The organism is Pseudonocardia parietis, assembly GCF_017876315.1.
GTDB lineage: Bacteria > Actinomycetota > Actinomycetes > Mycobacteriales > Pseudonocardiaceae > Pseudonocardia > Pseudonocardia parietis.
This window is the reverse complement of the sequence record NZ_JAGINU010000004.1, coordinates 292,662-309,991: the sequence shown is the minus strand read 5'-3', so window position 1 is coordinate 309,991 and position 17,330 is coordinate 292,662. Positions and strand designations below refer to the sequence as shown.

19 protein-coding genes and 1 pseudogene are annotated in these 17,330 nt (G+C 70.8%); 7 read left to right on the top strand and 13 right to left on the bottom strand.

The window, feature by feature from the left end; genetic code table 11:
- Window positions 1-105: 105 nt before the first annotated feature.
- Together JOF36_RS37610 and JOF36_RS37605 are read right to left on the bottom strand one after the other, a co-directional pair.
- Window positions 106-462, bottom strand: a complete 357-nt coding sequence (locus tag JOF36_RS37610; RefSeq protein WP_210036983.1) for a DoxX family protein — start codon at window positions 460-462, stop codon at window positions 106-108.
- A 34-nt stretch (window positions 463-496) separates the two neighbouring features.
- Entirely contained in the window at window positions 497-802 is a 306-nt protein-coding gene (locus JOF36_RS37605; RefSeq protein ID WP_210036982.1) for a hypothetical protein, read from the bottom strand.
- A 113-nt stretch (window positions 803-915) separates the two neighbouring features.
- On the opposite strand from JOF36_RS37605, the gene JOF36_RS37600 reads away from it, so the two are divergent.
- Complete coding sequence (locus JOF36_RS37600) at window positions 916-1,809, top strand: sigma-70 family RNA polymerase sigma factor (RefSeq protein WP_210036981.1); 894 nt, start codon at window positions 916-918, stop codon at window positions 1,807-1,809.
- Window positions 1,810-2,043: 234 nt separating this feature from the next.
- Here JOF36_RS37600 and JOF36_RS37595 read toward each other — a convergent pair whose 3' ends face one another.
- A complete protein-coding gene (locus JOF36_RS37595; RefSeq protein ID WP_210036980.1) occupies window positions 2,044-2,469 on the bottom strand; it encodes a type II toxin-antitoxin system VapC family toxin in 426 nt (141 codons plus the stop codon).
- Entirely contained in the window at window positions 2,466-2,750 is a 285-nt protein-coding gene (locus JOF36_RS37590; RefSeq protein ID WP_307862825.1) for an AbrB/MazE/SpoVT family DNA-binding domain-containing protein, read from the bottom strand. Before JOF36_RS37590 ends, JOF36_RS37595 begins: the two co-directional genes overlap by 4 nt.
- 128 nt (window positions 2,751-2,878) lie before the next feature.
- On the opposite strand from JOF36_RS37590, the gene JOF36_RS37585 reads away from it, so the two are divergent.
- A complete protein-coding gene (locus JOF36_RS37585; protein WP_210036979.1) occupies window positions 2,879-3,349 on the top strand; it encodes a hypothetical protein in 471 nt (156 codons plus the stop codon).
- Between the two features lie 45 nt (window positions 3,350-3,394).
- The gene (locus JOF36_RS37580; RefSeq protein ID WP_210036978.1) at window positions 3,395-3,976 is read left to right on the top strand and encodes an MFS transporter; all 582 of its coding nucleotides are present in this window, start codon (window positions 3,395-3,397) and stop codon (window positions 3,974-3,976) included.
- Window positions 3,977-4,041: 65 nt separating this feature from the next.
- On the opposite strand, the gene JOF36_RS37575 is transcribed toward JOF36_RS37580, so the two are convergent.
- From JOF36_RS37575 to JOF36_RS37535, 9 genes are all read right to left on the bottom strand, one after another.
- Window positions 4,042-4,422, bottom strand: a complete 381-nt coding sequence (locus JOF36_RS37575) for a hypothetical protein (RefSeq protein ID WP_307862824.1) — start codon at window positions 4,420-4,422, stop codon at window positions 4,042-4,044.
- A gap of 30 nt (window positions 4,423-4,452) precedes the next feature.
- Entirely contained in the window at window positions 4,453-4,743 is a 291-nt protein-coding gene (locus JOF36_RS37570; protein WP_210036976.1) for a hypothetical protein, read from the bottom strand.
- Window positions 4,744-4,847: 104 nt separating this feature from the next.
- Window positions 4,848-5,924 carry an IS630 family transposase gene (locus JOF36_RS37565; RefSeq protein ID WP_210036975.1) on the bottom strand — a complete coding sequence of 359 codons (1,077 nt, stop codon included), beginning with the start codon at window positions 5,922-5,924 and terminating at the stop codon, window positions 4,848-4,850.
- A 307-nt stretch (window positions 5,925-6,231) separates the two neighbouring features.
- Complete coding sequence (gene glpX, locus JOF36_RS37560; RefSeq protein WP_372447490.1) at window positions 6,232-7,206, bottom strand: class II fructose-bisphosphatase; 975 nt, start codon at window positions 7,204-7,206, stop codon at window positions 6,232-6,234.
- Window positions 7,203-8,387 (bottom strand): Na+/H+ antiporter NhaA, encoded by a 1,185-nt coding sequence (nhaA, locus tag JOF36_RS37555; protein ID WP_307862823.1) that lies wholly within the window; start codon window positions 8,385-8,387, stop codon window positions 7,203-7,205. The genes glpX and nhaA overlap by 4 nt, the downstream gene beginning before the upstream one ends.
- 156 nt (window positions 8,388-8,543) lie before the next feature.
- Complete coding sequence (locus JOF36_RS37550) at window positions 8,544-8,711, bottom strand: hypothetical protein (protein WP_210036973.1); 168 nt, start codon at window positions 8,709-8,711, stop codon at window positions 8,544-8,546.
- Between the two features lie 196 nt (window positions 8,712-8,907).
- On the bottom strand, window positions 8,908-9,765 hold the full coding sequence (locus tag JOF36_RS37545; protein ID WP_307862822.1) for an inositol monophosphatase family protein: 858 nt from the start codon (window positions 9,763-9,765) through the stop codon (window positions 8,908-8,910).
- A 377-nt stretch (window positions 9,766-10,142) separates the two neighbouring features.
- Window positions 10,143-11,630 carry a multicopper oxidase family protein gene (locus JOF36_RS37540; RefSeq protein WP_210036972.1) on the bottom strand — a complete coding sequence of 496 codons (1,488 nt, stop codon included), beginning with the start codon at window positions 11,628-11,630 and terminating at the stop codon, window positions 10,143-10,145.
- Window positions 11,630-11,998, bottom strand: a complete 369-nt coding sequence (locus JOF36_RS37535) for a hypothetical protein (protein ID WP_210036971.1) — start codon at window positions 11,996-11,998, stop codon at window positions 11,630-11,632. Before JOF36_RS37535 ends, JOF36_RS37540 begins: the two co-directional genes overlap by 1 nt.
- Before the next feature lie 154 nt (window positions 11,999-12,152).
- Between JOF36_RS37535 and JOF36_RS37530 the strand changes: the two genes are divergently transcribed.
- The 4 genes and pseudogenes from JOF36_RS37530 (at window position 12,153) to JOF36_RS37515 (ending at window position 16,290) form a co-directional block, all read left to right on the top strand.
- Entirely contained in the window at window positions 12,153-13,313 is a 1,161-nt protein-coding gene (locus tag JOF36_RS37530) for a sensor histidine kinase (protein ID WP_307862821.1), read from the top strand.
- Window positions 13,310-13,969: a response regulator transcription factor gene (locus tag JOF36_RS37525; protein ID WP_210036970.1), complete on the top strand. Its 660-nt coding sequence runs from the start codon at window positions 13,310-13,312 to the stop codon at window positions 13,967-13,969. The genes JOF36_RS37530 and JOF36_RS37525 overlap by 4 nt, the downstream gene beginning before the upstream one ends.
- 314 nt (window positions 13,970-14,283) lie before the next feature.
- Window positions 14,284-14,433 (top strand): annotated as a pseudogene (locus tag JOF36_RS40600) (PEP/pyruvate-binding domain-containing protein); the annotation flags it as partial.
- A 696-nt stretch (window positions 14,434-15,129) separates the two neighbouring features.
- Entirely contained in the window at window positions 15,130-16,290 is a 1,161-nt protein-coding gene (locus JOF36_RS37515; RefSeq protein ID WP_210036969.1) for a PEP-utilizing enzyme, read from the top strand.
- Window positions 16,291-17,330: the final 1,040 nt, after the last annotated feature.

Sequence of the window (17,330 nt, the reverse complement as noted above, 5' to 3'; positions counted from 1 at the left end):
TGGGAGGCCGACCGACGCCTCGTTCCGCGTCGCCCGCCCCCGACGGTGCGGATCCGTGATGGCCCTGGTCGCGGTTCAGCGTCGATCGACCCGCGGGCGACGCTGTCAGCCCACCGCGATGTCGAGGACGAGTGACGCGGCTGCGAGGAGCAGATAGAAGGCAGGGAACCCGAGGGAGACCGAGTAGTCCCCGGCGCGCAAGTGAGTGACGACTGCCCCGATGAAGAACAACAGGAGTCCGGTCGCGGCGAGGGGGCCGACGAACGGGACCCCGAGTAGTCCCAGTAGCAGCCCCACGGCTCCTGCGGCCTTGAGCAGCCCCAACGGGGTCAGCCACGACTCCGGCACCCCGACGGACGCGGAGTTGGCGAGGACGAATCTGGCGCGGGTGAAGTCCGCGGCGGCGATGAAGGCGTTCGCGACGATCGCGGCGACCGTCACACCGACATAGGCAAGAACCATGATGCGAGCAACTCCAGAAAAGGAAAGATGGGTGTCAGAACAGGTGGTGCGAGCCCAGTACGGTCACCTGGGCAGCCACCGGGGGCTGGTGGCCGAGCGCGCGGGCTGCCATGAGTTGCTGGAACTCACGAGCGGCCTGGAGGCCGGGCAGCGGGTTGGGTGTCTGATTCTCGAGCTGGACGACGTTGAGGAAGGAGACCCCGTCAGCCAGCTTGCAGGCCGCGAACCTGACCCCGGACAGGTTGGCGTCCTTGAGCGCGGCGCACATCGTCTCGGCGGCCGACTCGATCTCGCCGACATTGGCCGGTTCGACTGAGAACTGGACCATCAACACCGTCATGTCGTTTCCCATGGGTTGGCGCCCGGACCCGATCGGGGGTCGAGTCCTGCGTCCCGCAGCCGCTGCGCGAGCCGTCATCACTTATGACGGAGCACGCAGCCGAGAGGGGACACATGGATCACCGTGCGAGAAATGACGAGAACGATGACATCGCTGGACGCTTCGCCGAGCACCGTCCGCGCCTGCAGGCGCTCGCCGCGCGCCTGCTCGGCTCGGCTGTCGACGCCGAGGACGCCGTGCAGGACGCTTGGCTGCGGCTCGCTCACGCAGATGCTCGCGGGATCGACAACCTCGGCGGCTGGTTGACCACGGTCACCTCACGACTGTGTCTGGACCGTCTGCGGGCACGGCAAGCACGACCCGAATCGCCCCTCGACGCTGACGATCTCCTGCGCGCGAACTCCGACGACCCCGCCGGCGACGCGGCGCTTGCCGACTCGGTCGGCAGGGCTCTGGTCGTAGTCCTCGAGAATCTCTCGCCCGCAGAACGGGTCGCCCTGGTGCTCCACGACGTCTTCGCGATCCCGTTCCGGGAGATCGCACCCGTGCTCGAGCGCTCCACCGAAGCGACCAAGAAGCTTGCTGCCCGGGCCCGCGACAGGGCTCGACTGGGAGCCGCGGACGCCCCGCCCGATCTGGCAGGTCGCCGCGCCATCATCGTCCGATTCCTCAACGCGATCCGTGAGGGCGACACGAACGCGATGCTCGACATTCTCGCTCCCGACGCCACACGCCACGTCGACCCCGCCCTGCTCACACCAGGGCAGAAGGCGACCGTCAGCGGCGCCCACGCGATCGTCGAAGAAGCACGCAGCTTCTCCCGCCCCGCCCATGACGCCGGCCCCGCCTTCATCGACGGCGACCTTGGCGCAGCCGTGGAGCGTGACGGGCGCCCCGTCCTCGCAATCACCTTCGTGATCGCCCACAACCTCATCCACAGCTTTGACGTCATCGCCGACCCGGACCACCTGAGCCGACTCACCATCGCCCCGCAGCCGCTTCCGTAGGCTCCCGACGACGCAAGCGGGGCCAGACACGAGGACTATGAATCGGGCCAGATCACTTGACCCACACTCAGCATCCGGGCCGCGCTCGCGCCGCGCCAGAAGTCGGCCAGGGACCGCAGCACGTCCGAGCCGGACCGAGGGTTCATGCTGGGGTGCACCCGATTCCAGGGGCTCGAGCTCGCGTGTGCCGTAACCCCGGGCCGGGGGGTGGGGCCCTGGGTGGGCACCTCTGTTCTATCGGATGGGTACGACACTTACTCCGATGTCGAGGGCGGTCCAGGCGGTGTCGGCGGTGACCGCGGGCCCGCCGAGGCGGGCGGCCAGGGCCAGGCAGCACCGGTCGCCCAGCGACAGTCCGGCCGAGCGGGTGGCCGGCCACAGCTTCGCCGCGGCGATCGCGTCGGGGGTGTCGAGCGGCTCGATCCGGACCCCGAGGGTGCGGAGCTGGCGGGTGGCGCGGTCGGCGTCGACGCCGTGCTGGGCGAGCTTCTGGTGGACCTCGGCGAGGTTCACCGCGCCGAGCACCGCGGTGTCGAGGTAGCGGTCGACGACCCCGGCGCCGGGTTCGTCGCGCAGCCAGGCGAGCACGGCGGAGGCGTCGAGTACCGCCGGCCCATCCGCAGGGTCCAACGGTGTGGGACTGGCGTCGCCGGGAGTCACCGGTCCTCCTCGGCGGCAGCCTCGGCGCGGCGGTCGGCGAGCAGCTCCTCGACGACGGAGGTCTGCGGGTCGCCCTGCCAGGACTCGGCGATCTCCCGCCGTACCCGGGCGACCAACTGCTGGCGGGACTCCATCACCACCCGCCCGTCCTCCACCGACAACAGCAGCGTCGACCCGGCACTCAGTCCCAGATCCCGACGCACCTGCGCCGGGATCAGGATCCGACCGTCCCGATTGACGATGACCTCGGCTGGTCCGCCACCCTCCACGCGATCCGACACGATGACAGCCTAGCACGAAAATTTATCGTGACCTGTCAGAGCCGCGGAGTCTCTGACATTTAGAGGCAGGCTCCCACTGCTAGCACCTACGCAACATAACCCTGCTTCTGTCGCGTAGCGCGCTCACCGTGGCCATCGCCGCCGGTGGCCTCGTGCTCGGCACCGCGGCCCGCTGGATTCGGCCTCGCCGGATCGGGTTCTGGGCCGCCGTGGCTAACGCGGCCGCCATCGTGCTGCTGCTGGTGGCCAGCCGTGCCGGCGGACCGGCCACCGTCGTGGCGGCAGCGGTGCTGGTCGGAGTGACGCAGCCCCAGGTCGGGCCCCTGGTGAGAGTGCACTGGTCCAGGTGGTTCCGGGGCGCCGATCCCCGCCTGGCGCGTACGGCCATGTCCTATGAGGGCGCCGCCGACGAGGCCAGCTTCGTCCTGGGCCCGGCGTTGGTCGGGGCGCTGCTTCTTGTCCCGACCGCGGCGCTGGGAGTCGCGCAGGGCGGCCCGCTGGTCGGCGCCGCGGTTCTGCTCGTGGCCGCGGCGGCGCCGCTGGCTCGCCGCTACACCGACCTGCCCTCCCACGAGGAACCCGCGTCCGGCTCCGGGTAGCGGACCGCTGCGGCGGTGCACTGGCCGTCGTTGGGGACGCTGACGGTGGCGATGGTGAGCGTGGGCGCGATCTTCGGCGCGGTCCAGACCGGAGCGACTGCCTACGCCGCCGCGGTCGGTGCTCCGCAGCTGGCTGGCCTGTACTTCGCCGAGCTCGGCGTCGGCAGCGCGCTGGCCGGGGCGGCGTGCGCGTGGTTGCCGGACCGACTCGGGCTCGCCCTGCGGCGGTGGATCTTCCCCCTCGCGCTCACGGCCGGCATGGGTCTGTTGCTATGGGGAGCCGCCCAGCACCTTCTACCGGTCGCGATCGCGATCGCCGGGCTGACCGTCGGCCCATACATGGTCACTCTGTACGCGCTGACCGAAGACCAAACCCCGCTGCCGGCCATGGCCACCGCGATGGCTGTGCTCTGTGCGGGAGGACCCGTTGGGACCGCGGCCGGACAGTTCGCCGCCGGTCTGCTCGCCGACGCCCACGGGCCCACCGCGGCGTTCGCCATCGCACCCGTGGTCGCCGCCACCGGCCTCGCCGCCTCACTGCTCAACGCCCTGGCCCGCGCCCGCATCGACAGCAGCGGTGGCCAGAACCGATCGAACCGGCATCACCACCGGGCCGGCTGCCGATGAGGAGCGCTGACCGCTAGCGAGATGGCTGTCGTGGCGACGTGTCCCAGGGCAGGTTCACTCGTGGGTCATCGGTGGACGCGCGCGAACAGCCGCCGGCTGAGTGCCACGCCGTGTGGTCGCCGCTGCAGCTGCCGAGCATCCACGGCGATCCCGTGCTGCCGGAGGACCTCAGTCAGCTGAGCCCAGTGGCCTGCCTCCATGTCCTCGTGCGAGCGCCCGTCGCCGGGCTCGTCGGGTCCGACCACCACGCGGGCGGTGGCCACGATGTCTGCGACCGATGTCAGTGCCCAGATGTCAGGCGGCCCCGATGCGCTCCAGCCGCGGTCGTTGAGGAGTAGGACGTGGCGGCCGTTCGTCAGGACGGCCTCGTGGCGTGCCGATACCGACATTCGCCGCGCGGATGCGGCGGCATCATCGATATCGACGAAAGTCACCAGGCGTGTCACCGAAGCCACGTGCCACTCACGACCGTTTCTCTACTCGACGTGGCAATTAGGGCCGTCCCAGCCCAGTGCGGCGCTGGTGTCGGCCACGATCTTTTCAAGCTCCGATTCCGGTACGCCGAGGCGTTTCGCGACCTCGTCGTTGGTCATCATGAACGGATCATCCCACACTCTGGCGAGGGCGAGCTTCCAGTATCGGAGAGTCAGCCCTCCTTGCTGTTCCGCGTAGACGCGGACCTGTCGGTCGTTCACCGCGACGGGATGGTCCTCGGGCAGCGACGCCCAATGCTGCATCTCTGCCGGTGTCAGGTGTACGACGCCCACGTTCTCTCCTTTCCCCGGGCCACGCGCTCCGCAGCGTGCCCGCTGGCAGCGTGAGACCGCTGCACCAGCACGGCCACCGACAGACCCTGTCGCTTCCGCTCTGCCTAGTGTCGCGTGTTTGAAGTTGTTTGACGGTCGGCTGTGGTCAGGATGGTGTCCGCGTCCTTGGTCCAGGTGAACGGTTCGCAGCGGTCGTTCCAGCCGTCGATGAACCGGCGGATGGCGTCGACGAGGTCGCGGACCGAGCCGAAGCTGCCGCGGCGGATGGCTTGGCGGGTGATGATCCCGAAGAAGATCTCGATCATGTTCAACCACGACCCGGATGTGGGGGTGAAGTGCAGCGTGATCCGCGGGTTGCGCTCCAGCCAGGCCTTGACCCGGGGGTGCTTGTGGGTGGAGTAGTTGTCGCACACCACGTGCAGCGGCACCCGCGGGTAGGCCTTGGCGACCTGCTTGAGGAACTTGAGGAACTCCTGGTGGCGGTGTCGGTGGAAGCAGGCGTCGGTGACCCGCCCGGTGGCGACCTCCAGCGCGGCGAACAACGTGGTGGTGCCGTGACGGATGTAGTCGTGGGTCTGCCGCTCGGGGTCCCCAGGCCGGATCGGCAGCGTCGGCTGGGTCCGATCCAAGGCCTGGACCTGCGACTTCTCGTCGACACAGAGCACCACGGCGTTCTCGGGCGGGTGCAGGTAGAGCCCGACGATGTCGCGGACCTTGGCTTCGAGCTGCGGGTCGGTGGAGAATTTGAACGTCTCGATCCGACCGGGCGCGATGTCCCAGTCCCGCCAGATCCGGGCCACCGTGGCGAACGAGGTCCCCAGCTCGGTGGCCAGCAGTCGCGCCGACCAGTGCGTGACTCCGAGCCGCTCGGGCGGTCGCCCGTCGTTGCTCAACGTCGTGGTCACGACCGCGAGCTCGTCGACCTCGCGCGGTCGCCCCGACCGGGGCCGATCACGCAGGGCGGCCACCCCGCCTTCGAGGTAGCGGCCCCGCCAGTGCAGCACCGTCGGCCGCGACGCCCCGACCCGCCGGCCGATCTCTGCATTCGAGATCCCCTCCCCGGCCAACAGCACGATCCGGGCCCGCTGGGCCAGACCCGCCGGGATCGAGGTCGATCGCAACCAGCGCTGCAACACCTTCACGTCCTTGGTTCGCACCTCGAGTCGCGCCGCAGTCGACATGCGCCCATGATTCCACCTGCAGAACTGTAAACCAACTTCCGACACGCGACACTAGTGCTTCGCTACGCTTCTACTGAGCAGCGTTGATCCATTGTTGACGCCGACCCGCGTCGCCGAGTTCGCCACGCACACGTCCGCTGCACACATTCACCCGATTGTGGAACGACGGTAGAATGACAGCGTTGGCACGCCACCAAGGTGACAGTGTTCATCGGATATCCGGGTGATTGACCGGTTCCAGCCTTGGCCGGCGATCCGCGTGTTCTGTGTCAGCCGCCAGCCCTGGGCCGCTGGCGGCATGGGGTTCTCATTTCTGGCCAGTTGGGAGTTCGCTGTTGATGAGTCGTACGGTGCCGGACTTCGACCGCATGAGGATGGACTGGGTGGTGTAGCCGCCCGCGCGGTGGTGTACGCCGCGCAGCAGGTCGCCGTCGGTGACGCCCGTGGCGGCGAAGAACACGTTCTCACCGGTCACGAGCTCGCTGGTGGTGAGGACCCGGTCCAGGTCGTGGCCGGCGGCGACGGCTGTGGCGCGCTCCTCGTCGTCTTTGGGCCAGAGCCGGCCTTGGATCTCACCGCCCGTGCACTTCAGCGCGGCCGCGGCGATGATCCCTTCCGGGGTGCCTCCGATGCCGACCAGCATGTCGATGCCGCTGGCCGGTTGTGTGGCGGCGATCGCGCCGGCCACGTCCCCGTCGGAGAGGAACCGGATCCGGGCACCGGTGTCGCGGATGTCGCGGATCAACTGCTCGTGCCGTGGCCGGTCGAGGACGGTGACCGTGACGTCTCGGACGTCGATCTCCTTGGCCCGCGCGACCGCCCGGATGTTGTCCCCTACGGGTTTGGTGATGTCGATGGCGCCCGCGGCGTCCGGGCCCACAGCGATCTTGTCCATGTAGAAGACCGCGGAGGGGTCGAACATCGCGTCGCGCTCGGCGACGGCGAGCACGGCCATGGCGTTGGGCATGCCCTTGGCAGTCGGGGTGGTGCCCTCCACGGGGTCGACGGCCACGTCGCACCACGGACCCTCGCCGTTGCCCACCTGCTCGCCGTTGTAGAGCATGGGCGCCTGGTCCTTCTCGCCCTCGCCGATCACGACGGTGCCCCGCATCGAGACGCTGCCGAGGAGTTGGCGCATTGCGTTCACCGCCGCGCCGTCGGCGCGGAGCTTGTCGCCCCTGCCCACCCATCGGCCCGCTGCCATGGCTGCGGCCTCGGTGACCCGTACCAGCTCCATAGCCAGGTTGCGGTCGGGAGCCTCCTGGCGGGTTCCGCGCATCATCGGCCTCGTCCCTTCGTTGTCGGAGCCTGGGTAGCTGTGGGGAGGCTGTCGGCTTTGTTCGACCGCGCACGCAGCCACAGCAGAATCGCGCCGAGCAACGCCGCGAGGAGCGACCCGGCGAGCACGCCGATCTTGACGTGGTCATCGGCCAAGGTGGATCCGCCGAAGGCGAGCTCCCCGATCAGCAGCGCGACGGTGAATCCGACCCCGGACAGCGGCGCCAGCGCCGCGACATCCGACCATCGCATCGAACCGTCGAGCCGGACACCGGGTAGTCGGGTCGCCAGGAAGGCAGCGCCGAACACACCGAGGGTCTTGCCGATCACGAGGCCGCCCGCGACCGCGAGGCCGATCGGGCTGGTCAGGGCGCTGAGCAGGCCCGAGAGCCCGCCGATGGCGACCCCGGCGGCGAACAGGGCGAACACGGGGACCGCGACGAGCGAGGAGAACGGCTGCAGCAGGTGCTCCAGGCGAGGTGCGACCTCCCGGGCGGGCACCACCAGCCCGAGCAGCACACCGGCCACCGTGGCGTGCACACCGGATGCGTGCACGAGCCCCCACGTCAGCAGGGCCAGCGGCACCAGCACCCACCAGGCGGTGAAGCCGCGCCTGGTCACCACGGCGAACGCTGCCAGCGGCACGGCGGCCGCGAGCAACGGCAGTACCACCACTCCGGCGGTGTAGCCGACGGCGATGATCGTGATCGCGATCAGGTCGTCGACCACAGCCAGGGTCAGCAGGAACGTCCGCACCGCCGGCGGCAGCCCGCGACCGACGACCGCCAACACGGCGAGCGCGAACGCGATGTCGGTCGCGGTCGGGACCGCCCACCCGCTGAGCGCGTCGGGCGCGCCGCTGCTGAGCACCACCAGCACGTAGAACGCGGCAGGCACCACCACGCCGCCGACTGCGGCGGCGATCGGCACCAGTGCCCGGCGGGGATCGCGAAGGTCGCCCGTGACGAACTCGCGTTTGAGCTCCAGCCCGATGACGAAGAAGAACACGGCCAGCAGCGCATCCGAGGCCCACTGTCCGATGCTCAGATCCAGGTGCAGGGCAGCCGGTCCGAAGGCGGTGTCGCGCACCGCGAAGTACGAGTCGGCGAACGGCGAGTTCGCCCACAACAGGGCTGAGACGGTCGCGACGAGCAACAGCACGCCACCGAGGGGTTCACTGCGCATCACCGCCGCCGCGCGGCCAGTCAGGGCGCGCGCACACGCGGACACACTAGAAGAGGGCATGAGGAGCCGAGGGCCTTTCGCACGTGAGCACCAGGACGCATACGACGCCGCCCGACAACGCCAGGCTCTGGCAAAGAGAAAGCGAGGAGAACGGGGTCAGGCCAGGTGCGGCGGCGGGCAGCCGGCGATCTCGCCGTGCGCGTTCGTACCCCACGAGCTGACCCACCCGTTGGTGCCAGGATGGCGGTCGGCACCAGTCGCGAGACGAGGCAGCAACGGCGCCAGCGCAGTCCTGCGCAGCGTCACGTCGACCCCCACCATCACGCCTCGAGTCTACCGCCCCCAACGATCACCCGGGCGGCCGGCGGTTCAGTCGACTCCCGACCATTCGTTCAACGTTGACCTTCGACTCGACTCGACGGTTTACCGTCTGCTGCGTGGGCAGTTACCGCATCTCCAGTTCGCCGAGCACGTCGGACCGGTAGGGATGTGGTGGACTCGCTTACCGACGTCGTCGCGATCACCGCGGCCAGCGTCGCCGACGTCCAGCCCAGCCACCGAGCACCTCCAGCACCCGGGTGTGCAGCAGGCCGTTGCTGGTCAACCCGTGCCCGCCGGAGAACGTCGGGTGACCCGTCAGGTCGGTCAGCCGTCCACCCGCCTCCGTGACGACGACGGTCGGCGCGGCCAGGTCCCACGGGTTCGCGGCCGGCTCCACGGCCACGTCGAGCACCCCCTCGGCGACCAGGACGTGCTGCCAGAAGTCGCCGAACGCCCGCGACTCCCAGCACGCCTCGGTGAGCGCGATCCACCCGTCGCGGTGGACCGGCCCGGGCTCGGACCGGAACGTGTCGGTGTTCGTGGTGGACACGTAGGCGTCCGCGACGTCGGTCACCCCGGACACCGCGATCCGGCGCGGGGTCCCCGACGGCAGGTCCCGCGCCCACGCCCCGGCACCCGACGAGCCCCACCAGCGGCGGTGCAGCGCCGGTGCGCTCACCACCCCGACGGTGGGGACGCCGTCGGTGACCAGCGCGATCAGCGTCGCCCAGGCCGGGAGGCCACGGGAGAAGTTCTTCGTCCCGTCGATCGGGTCGATCACCCAGCTCCGGCGCGACGAGCCGGAGCCGCCGCGTTCCTCACCGAGGATCGCGTCGTGCGGGCGCTCGTGGCCGATCGCGGCGCGGATCGCGTCCTCGGCGGCGGTGTCGGCATCGGTCACCGGGGTGCGGTCCGGCTTGCTGGTCACGCGCAGGTCTGCGGCGCGGAACCGGGGCTGCGTGATCGCATCGGCGAGATCCGCCAGGCGCAGGGCGAGATCGAGATCTCGCGGGTCGGCCTGCGGGGTCTCGGGGTGCACGGTCGGATCGGGGCTCACGTCCGGCGAGCATGCCAGCGGCGCACCGGGCCTACCGAGTCGGGCGCGGAGCCACCGACGACGATCCGTTCTTCGTCCACCCCAGGGAGTCCGGACACCGATCCCCAGCCTCCTCGCTGCGGGAGGCGATCCGACGGACCTGCCGGTCCGTCTTCGTCCTGCCCTTACCCGCCAACGCGCCCCACCTCTGCGGTTCATCTGACCATCACAAGCCTGACCGAGGTCACCCGCTGATGACCCCGAGGACACTCACAGGGTCACCAGTTGTGAAACGACGGTAGAACGACAGCGCTGGCGCGCGACCAGGATGACAGCGCCGTCGGATCCGGGGTTCAGCGCGAACGCTGCTCGCCGCGAGAAGTCGGGGGCCGGCGTGCTCAGTCGTGGTGTCCCCCGTGCCCCACGCCAGGAGCGGGAGCGGCGGCCGGCATCCCCGGCAGCACGACTACGAACTGCCCCATCATTCCCTCGTCCTCGTGCAGCAGCATGTGGCAGTGGTACATGTACGGCGTCGCGGGGTCGGGGTAGTCGTCGAACCGCATCAGGAGCCGGTACGTCCGGTTCGGTTCGAGGTAGACGGTGTCCTTGCGCCCGGCGAGGTCGGGCGGCGGCGGTGACGCGTCGATCGACACGATCGCGAACTGCACGTCGTGCACGTGGAAACTGTGCGGCATCGGGAGCGCGTTGCGCACCTCCCACATCTCCGTGTGGCCGATCGTGACGACCTCGTCGATGCGGCTCATGTCCATGCGCTGCCCGTTGATCGTGCGTTCCTGTAGCTCGAACGTGCGGGTCGTGGCGACCGCGGTCTCGTCCAGCGCATCGTTCGGCGCGTGCGCCGACGGGCCCCACGACGGCGGTGGCGTGCTCGCCAGCTCCGGCGCGGCGCGCAGCTCCAGGACGTCGAACGCGTCGTTGCCGCCCATCGCGAACGGTGCCGCGACGTCGCCGAGGTCGACCGGGAACGACCGGAGCCGGGTCGTATCCCCGGGTGTCAGCGCGACGACGATCTCTGCCCGCTCGCCCGGGGCGAGGCGGACACGCTCCACGCTCAGAGGGGCGTCGAGCAGGCCGCCGTCGGTCGCGACGAGGTCGATCCGCCGGTCGGTGAACCCCAGGGAGTAAGTGCGCGCGGTCGAGCCGTTGAGCAGGCGCAGCCGCACCCGCTCGGTCGTCACGTCCCGGTAGGCGCCGACCGTCCCGTTCGCCATCACGACGTTCCCGAGCGTGCCCGGCTCACTGCCGTCGTCGGCGAGCTCGAGCTGCCCGGCGGTGTCGAACAGCTTGTCCTGCACGATGACGGGGATGTCGTCCACGCCGTAGGTGTGCGGGAGCTGTACCGGCGCGTCGTCGTCGATCAAGAACATCCCGGCCAGCCCGCGGTACACGTGCTCCTCGCTCACACCGTGCGGATGCGGGTGGTACCAGAGCGTGGCCGCAGGCTGATCGACCGTCCACTCCGGACGCCAGGTGTCACCGGGCGGGATCTCCTGGTGCGGGCCGCCGTCCATGCGGGCGGGCAGGTGCATGCCGTGCCAGTGCACGCTGGTCGGCTCCGGGAGCGCGTTCGTCACCTCGACCGCGACGCGTTCTCCGCGTTCCGCGCGCAGTGTCGGGCCGAGATGGGCGCCGTCGAACCCCCAGGTCCGTGTGTCGGTGCCGGGGAGGAATCGGCTCCGGCCCTGCTTCGCGGTGAGCGTGAAGATCCGCGTGCCGTCCACCACGCGGGACTCGGCGAGCGGCGGGACGACGAGCTCGTTCGTGAAATCCTGGACGGTCACCGGAGTGACGGAGAGACCGACCGCGCCGCACCCGGAAAGGACGAGCACGCTGCCGAGCGCGGCGAGCAGGCGGCGCCGGATCATCACCGACCACGCGCGCGCTGAACGGCCGCCGCGATGGCCCCCGCGATCAGTCCCCAGAGGATGTTCATCAGGAGCCCGGGGACGAGCGTCCAGTCCAGGGTGATCCCGCCGAGAGCAACGCCGAGCAGGTGTGAGACGAGCCCGTAGCCGAGGCCGGTGAGGACGAGCGTGAGGACGGGCCGGGGGAGCCGGCCGAATCCCACCACCCCGATCCAGACGGCAAGAGTGATCCCGATGATCACGAACGCGCGGGGCGCGCCGGTGCCGCCGATGCCGGTCAAGCCGCTCAGCGGCCAGAGCAGCGCCAGGGCCGACATCCCGAGGATGAGCGGCCATGACAACGTCCTGGCCGGGTGCTGGGTGGTCATGGGATCACGGTGGCCGGGCCACCGGGTCGGGCACATCGGCGCGGGATCGTCGACATGATCGCGTCCGGACGACGCCGGGTGTCGCTCCCGAGCGACACCCCCGATCGCGTGCGGACGGATCCTCCGCCGCCCGCACCCGCAATATGCTGGCGCCGTGCCCGCCTCGACAGCGCACCCCGACCCGCGGCTGGTCGACGGGGTACTCGCGGTCGCGATGGCGCTCGTGGTGGCGGTCGTGATCGCGGCCGACGTCGAGCGGCTCGGCCACACCGGACCGCTCGCGTACCTGTTCGCGGTCGCGTTCGGCGCGCTGATCCTGCTGCGACGCCGGACGCCGCGCCTCATGCTCGTGCTGACGGTGCTCGGGATCTTCGTCTACTACGCGATCGGGCTGGCGCCGATCGGGCAGGCGCTGCCCGCCATCGCCGCGCTGTACTCCGCCGCCGAGCAGCGCCGGACCGGCTGGGCGGTCGGCGCGGGCGTCGTGCTGGTGGGCACGTCGACCTACTTCCGGCTGACGGGGGACGAGACGGAGGCCGCGGTCACCGCATACGACCTCGTCACGAACGTCGCGCTCGCGGCGGCGGCGCTCGCGCTCGGCGTGGCCGTCCGCCTCTACCGGGAGTCGCGCACGCACGCCACACAGATCCGCGCCCTGACCGCCGCCGAGCAGGCCCTCGAGGCGGACCGCAGGCTCGCGGCCGAACGAGTCCGCATCGCCCGCGACCTGCACGATTCGGTCGGGCACACCCTGTCCGTGATCGCCCTGCACGCCGGTGTCGCCGCCGAGAAGACAGGGCGGGACGACGAGGCGGCGCGCGACGCGATCGCCAAGGTTCGCGAGGCGACGTCGGCGACGCTGCGCGAGCTGCGGATGACCGTGAAGGTCCTGCGCGGCCCGCTCCCCGGGGACATCCCACGTGGCGCACTGAGCCTCGCGGGGATCGCCGCGCTGGTCGCGCCGTTGCAGGAGGCGGGGATCGACGTCGGCACCGAGATCGCCGTCCCACCGGACGCAATGGACGGGACGATCGACGCGGCCGCCTACCGGATCGTCCAGGAGGCGCTGACGAACCTCGTGCGCCACGCGAACGCCACGCGGGCGACCGTCACCATCGGCATCGAGGAGGACCGCGTGCACCTGCGCATCCAGGACGACGGCCGCGGGCCCGCACGGGGCCGCACGGACCAGGGACAGGGCATCGCCGGGATGCGTGAGCGGGCATCGCTGCTCGGCGGCACGCTCGACGCCGGGGCGGCCCCCGGCGGCGGGTTCGTCGTGACCGCCGATCTACCGGTGAGGTTGGAATCGTGATCCGGATCGTGCTGGTCGACGACCAGGAACTCGTCCGTACCGGGCTGCGCACGCTCGCCGAGAACGACGGCGACATCAAGGTCGTCGGCGAGGCGGCGACGGGCCTGTCCGGCCTGTCCCGCGTGCGGGAGCTCCGCCCGGATGTCGTACTCATGGACATCCGCATGCCCGAGATGGACGGCCTCGAGGCGACTCGGCGCATCGTCGCCGACTCAGACCTGGGGGCCGTCCGCGTCCTCGTTCTGACCACGTTCGACGAGGACGACCACGTCTTCGAGGCCATCCGCGCCGGTGCGGCCGGCTACTTGCTCAAGGACATCGTGCCCGAGGAACTGCGCCGCTCGATCCGGACGGTCGCGGGCGGCGACGCCCTTCTGTCCCCATCAGTCACGGCGACCGTCATGCGGGCGGTCGCCGACCGGCTCCACCTGCGCACGGACGACGGCAGGCTCGCCTCGCTCACCACCCGCGAACGCGAGGTGCTGGAGCAGGTCGGGTCAGGCCACACGAACGACGAGATCGCGCAGGCGCTGCACCTCAGCCCCGCGACGGCGCGGACGTACGTCAGCCGCCTGCTCACGAAGTTCGGCGCGCGCGACCGGTCGGCGCTCGTGGTGCTCGCCTACGAGACCGGACTCGTGCGCCCCGGCGGATGACGCCCGGCGTCCGCCCGCAGCGCGGGCGCCGGCGCCATCACGGATGGACCGGTCCCTCGCGGCGGTCGGACGTCTGCCACCCGAGTCCCGGTGCCACATGGCCGATCCTCGTCAGCGACCTGCTCGTGGCCCTGGGCAAGCACCGCAACGCGCTGGTCCGGGAACGGCAACCGGCGAAGGCGTTGAGCTGCTCGGGGTGTGGTGGCTGCGGGCTGAACAGGTCTTAGCTCACAGACCAGCTCACGGCGCCACAGCAGGGCACTGGCCGCCCCGGCAGCGTCGCGCCTGACCACTACACCCTGGGTACGGCCGGGGTGGTCGGCCCTGACGGCGGGTGCCTGAGCGATGCCAGGGTCGAGGAGTTGAGGGCGGCGGGCGAGCGCCTGCAGCGGCACTTCGGTGCCCCGCAGGACATCGAGTGGGCCTACGACGCCCAGGGGGTGTTGTGGCTGCTGCAGTCGCGGCCGATCACCACGTTGTTCCCGCTCCCTGATGATGCGCATCTGCCCCGCCCGCGGGCCTATATGGAAGCAGGGCACATCCAGGGGCTCCTACGCCCGGCCACCTCCGATGGGGATGTCCCTGCTCAACGTGGTCGCGCAGGACTGGCTGGGCGCGTTCATGAAGCCCAGCACCCGGGGTGGCACCCCGGCCGCGCTCATGGTGGGAATCGGGGGCCGGCTCTACATCGACATCACCGACTTCCTGCGCAGCAGGGCGCTGCGGTCGCGACTGTCGTCGGCGGCCGACGTCTACGGCCCTCGGGTGAAGTCGGCCATAGACTACCTGCTGGCCGACCCGCGCTTCGCCCCGCGGCGGGGCATGTCACTCAACCTGTGGCCGATGATGCGCCTCACGCTGAAGTGGGCGCTGCCCGCGACAGCGGGGATCATGCACGCCCTGGCCAAGCCCGTAGCCGCGAGAGACAGGGCTTTCCGCGGTGTGCGCACGTTGGGAGAAGGAACCGCCATCCCGCCCGCGGCCGCCTCCGCCGCCCAGCGGCTGCGCTTCGTGGAGGGCCGCCTCGGCGACGAGGCCTTCTACAGGGGCCTGATGCAGGTGATGTGGCCCCTGTCGGCCGCGCTCGTGCTCACCGGACTACCCGCGGCGGTGCTCAAGGGCATCGCCACCGAGGAGGAGACCGACATCGCTCTGGGGGCATGCCGCACAACGTCACCACCGAGATGGACCTGGAGCTGTGGCGGGTGGCCGAGCGGGCCGCCGCCCACCGTGCGCTGTTTCTGGAGACCCCGCCCGAGGAACTCGCCCAGCAGTACCGGGCCGGGACGCTGCCCGACATCGGGATGGACGTGTTCCTGGAACGCTACGGACACCGGACGGCGGCCGAGGTGGACATCGGCGTGCCGCGGTGGGGCGACGACCCGTCACCACTGTTCGGAACCATCGCCAACTACCTACGGGTGGATGATCCGGAGCAGGCCCCGCCCCGACGCTTCGCCCGCGCCGCCCAACGTGCGGAAGCGATGATCACCGAGGTGGACCGGCGCGCCCGGCGCCGGCGCTCGTTGCGCGGTCGGCTCGGGGTGTTCCTCATGCGGCGCGCGCGCGAGTTGGCCGGTCTGCGAGAGCTCGCCAAGTTCGCCTGGCTCATCCCGTACTGGGAGATGCGCCGCCAGCTGATCCTGATCGGCGAGGACCTGGCCACACGCGGGCTCCTCGACGACGCCGACGACATCATGTTCCTGGAGCTACCCGAACTGCGCTGCGCGGTCACGGTCGGCACCGACCAGCGGGAGCGGGTCGCCGAGCGCCGCGCCGTCCACCGCCGCGAGCTGCGCCGTCCGCAGGTGCCCGGGCTGCTGCTCTCGGACGGTACCGACGTGGAGACTCTGATACCGGCCCCTCCGCCGGAGCAGGGTGCCATGGTCGGCATGGGTGCCGCTCCCGGGCGGGTCAGCGGCCGGGCCCGTGTGGTGCACAACCCGGTGGGCGCGTACTTGGAGCCGGGCGAGATCCTGGTGACCTCGACCACCGACCCCGGATGGACACCACTGTTCATGACCGCCGCCGGGCTGGTCACCGAGACCGGGTCGCCCATCGCGCACGGCCCCACGGTAGCGCGCGAGTACGGCATCCCAGCCGTGATCTGCCTGCGGGAGGCCACCCGCCGGATCCGGACCGGGGACCGGCTGACGGTCGACGGCACGGCCGGCACGGTGCGCCTCGAGGACGATGTCGCGGGCCGCGATCAGGGCGGCGTCGGCCGCGAGTCCGGTCCGGCGCCGCGTCAGCTACACCGCCGAGCGGACTGTCCCGTCTCCATGAAGGCGGCACCGGCGACGCCGATCAGGCCACGCTGATCGACCAGCCTGCAGACCGCGGTGACCAAAGCCCGACCAGTCCCGGTACCTCGACAGCCCGCGGACTCCCGCCCATGGTGGGCTCCCTCCCGAGCGCGGCGGTGCTGACCACGGTCCGCTGTCCGCGCTCGCCCTGCACGTAGTCCACGCGTGGCCCGGCCCCGCCGAAGCGCCCGTCAGCGACACACCGCCGAACTCGTCCAGCTCCGGCAACAGATCGGGGAGGACCCAGGTGACGTCGTCGGCGAGGTCGTGTCGATCGAGGCGGGACAGGACTGGGCAGCCGGCGCACAGGGAGCGGATGACGACCGGCTGGTCGGCTTCCTGGCTCATCGGGCCAGCGTGCGCTCGGCTGTGGGATTCCGGCGGCGCGGACCCATCTGTCACCCGGACGGGGAGGAGCGGGAATGTCGCAGAACGGCAACGGCCCGAGGGACGGGCCGGTCATGGACCGAGCGAGTGTCGGCAGGGCCGACCTCGGCGGCCTGGCCAACGCCAACACGTAGCTTTGGCCGGGCCCGCGCTGGGGCGGTGGACTGGTTCCACGTGCCAGGTCCACTGCGCTCAGGATCGGCGCGCCGACTGAACCGATCTCGCACACCGCGGCTCAACGAGGCGGCTCCGCGCCAGCTCACGTGTGCGAGGACAGTGCCCCCGCGCGGTGGCAGGGTGCCTTCTGGCAACTCTTCGCCATCATTGCGCGCCGCCCGGTGCCGCGCGCTCCACCCCATGTCCTCCCGAGGCGGAGCGCCGGCTGGAGCAGCAGGGCGCCGACGTCGACTCCGTGTACGAGGTCAGTTCCCGCATCGAAGCACGGTCGACCAGCTCACACAGAGCACGAGCGCCCGACTCGACGCCCAGGGCGCCCGGTTCGACGCCCTGGAGCGGTCGAACGAGCAGACCCCCAGGCCCCACCTGCTCTCAGCGAGTCCGGGGGCAGGTCACCACGACATCGAAGAGCGCGCTGTGTGAGCAGCGCACGAGCTTGGCCTCGCCGGTCCCGGTGTGCGCCGCGCATGACACCCTGGCGCCTGCGGGAC

Excerpts from the sequence above, each read along its gene's own strand:
- glpX (WP_372447490.1), bottom strand. The coding sequence starts at position 7,206 with ATGATGCGCGGAACCCGCCAGGAGGCTCCCGACCGCAACCTGGCTATG.
- JOF36_RS37565 (WP_210036975.1), bottom strand. The coding sequence starts at position 5,924 with ATGTCGACTGCGGCGCGACTCGAGGTGCGAACCAAGGACGTGAAGGTG.
- nhaA (WP_307862823.1), bottom strand. The coding sequence starts at position 8,387 with ATGCGCAGTGAACCCCTCGGTGGCGTGCTGTTGCTCGTCGCGACCGTC.
- JOF36_RS37605 (WP_210036982.1), bottom strand. The coding sequence starts at position 802 with ATGACGGTGTTGATGGTCCAGTTCTCAGTCGAACCGGCCAATGTCGGC.
- JOF36_RS37610 (WP_210036983.1), bottom strand. The coding sequence starts at position 462 with ATGGTTCTTGCCTATGTCGGTGTGACGGTCGCCGCGATCGTCGCGAAC.
- JOF36_RS37540 (WP_210036972.1), bottom strand. The coding sequence starts at position 11,630 with ATGATCCGGCGCCGCCTGCTCGCCGCGCTCGGCAGCGTGCTCGTCCTT.
- JOF36_RS37515 (WP_210036969.1), top strand. The coding sequence starts at position 15,130 with ATGCCGCACAACGTCACCACCGAGATGGACCTGGAGCTGTGGCGGGTG.
- JOF36_RS37600 (WP_210036981.1), top strand. The coding sequence starts at position 916 with ATGGATCACCGTGCGAGAAATGACGAGAACGATGACATCGCTGGACGC.
- JOF36_RS37535 (WP_210036971.1), bottom strand. The coding sequence starts at position 11,998 with ATGACCACCCAGCACCCGGCCAGGACGTTGTCATGGCCGCTCATCCTC.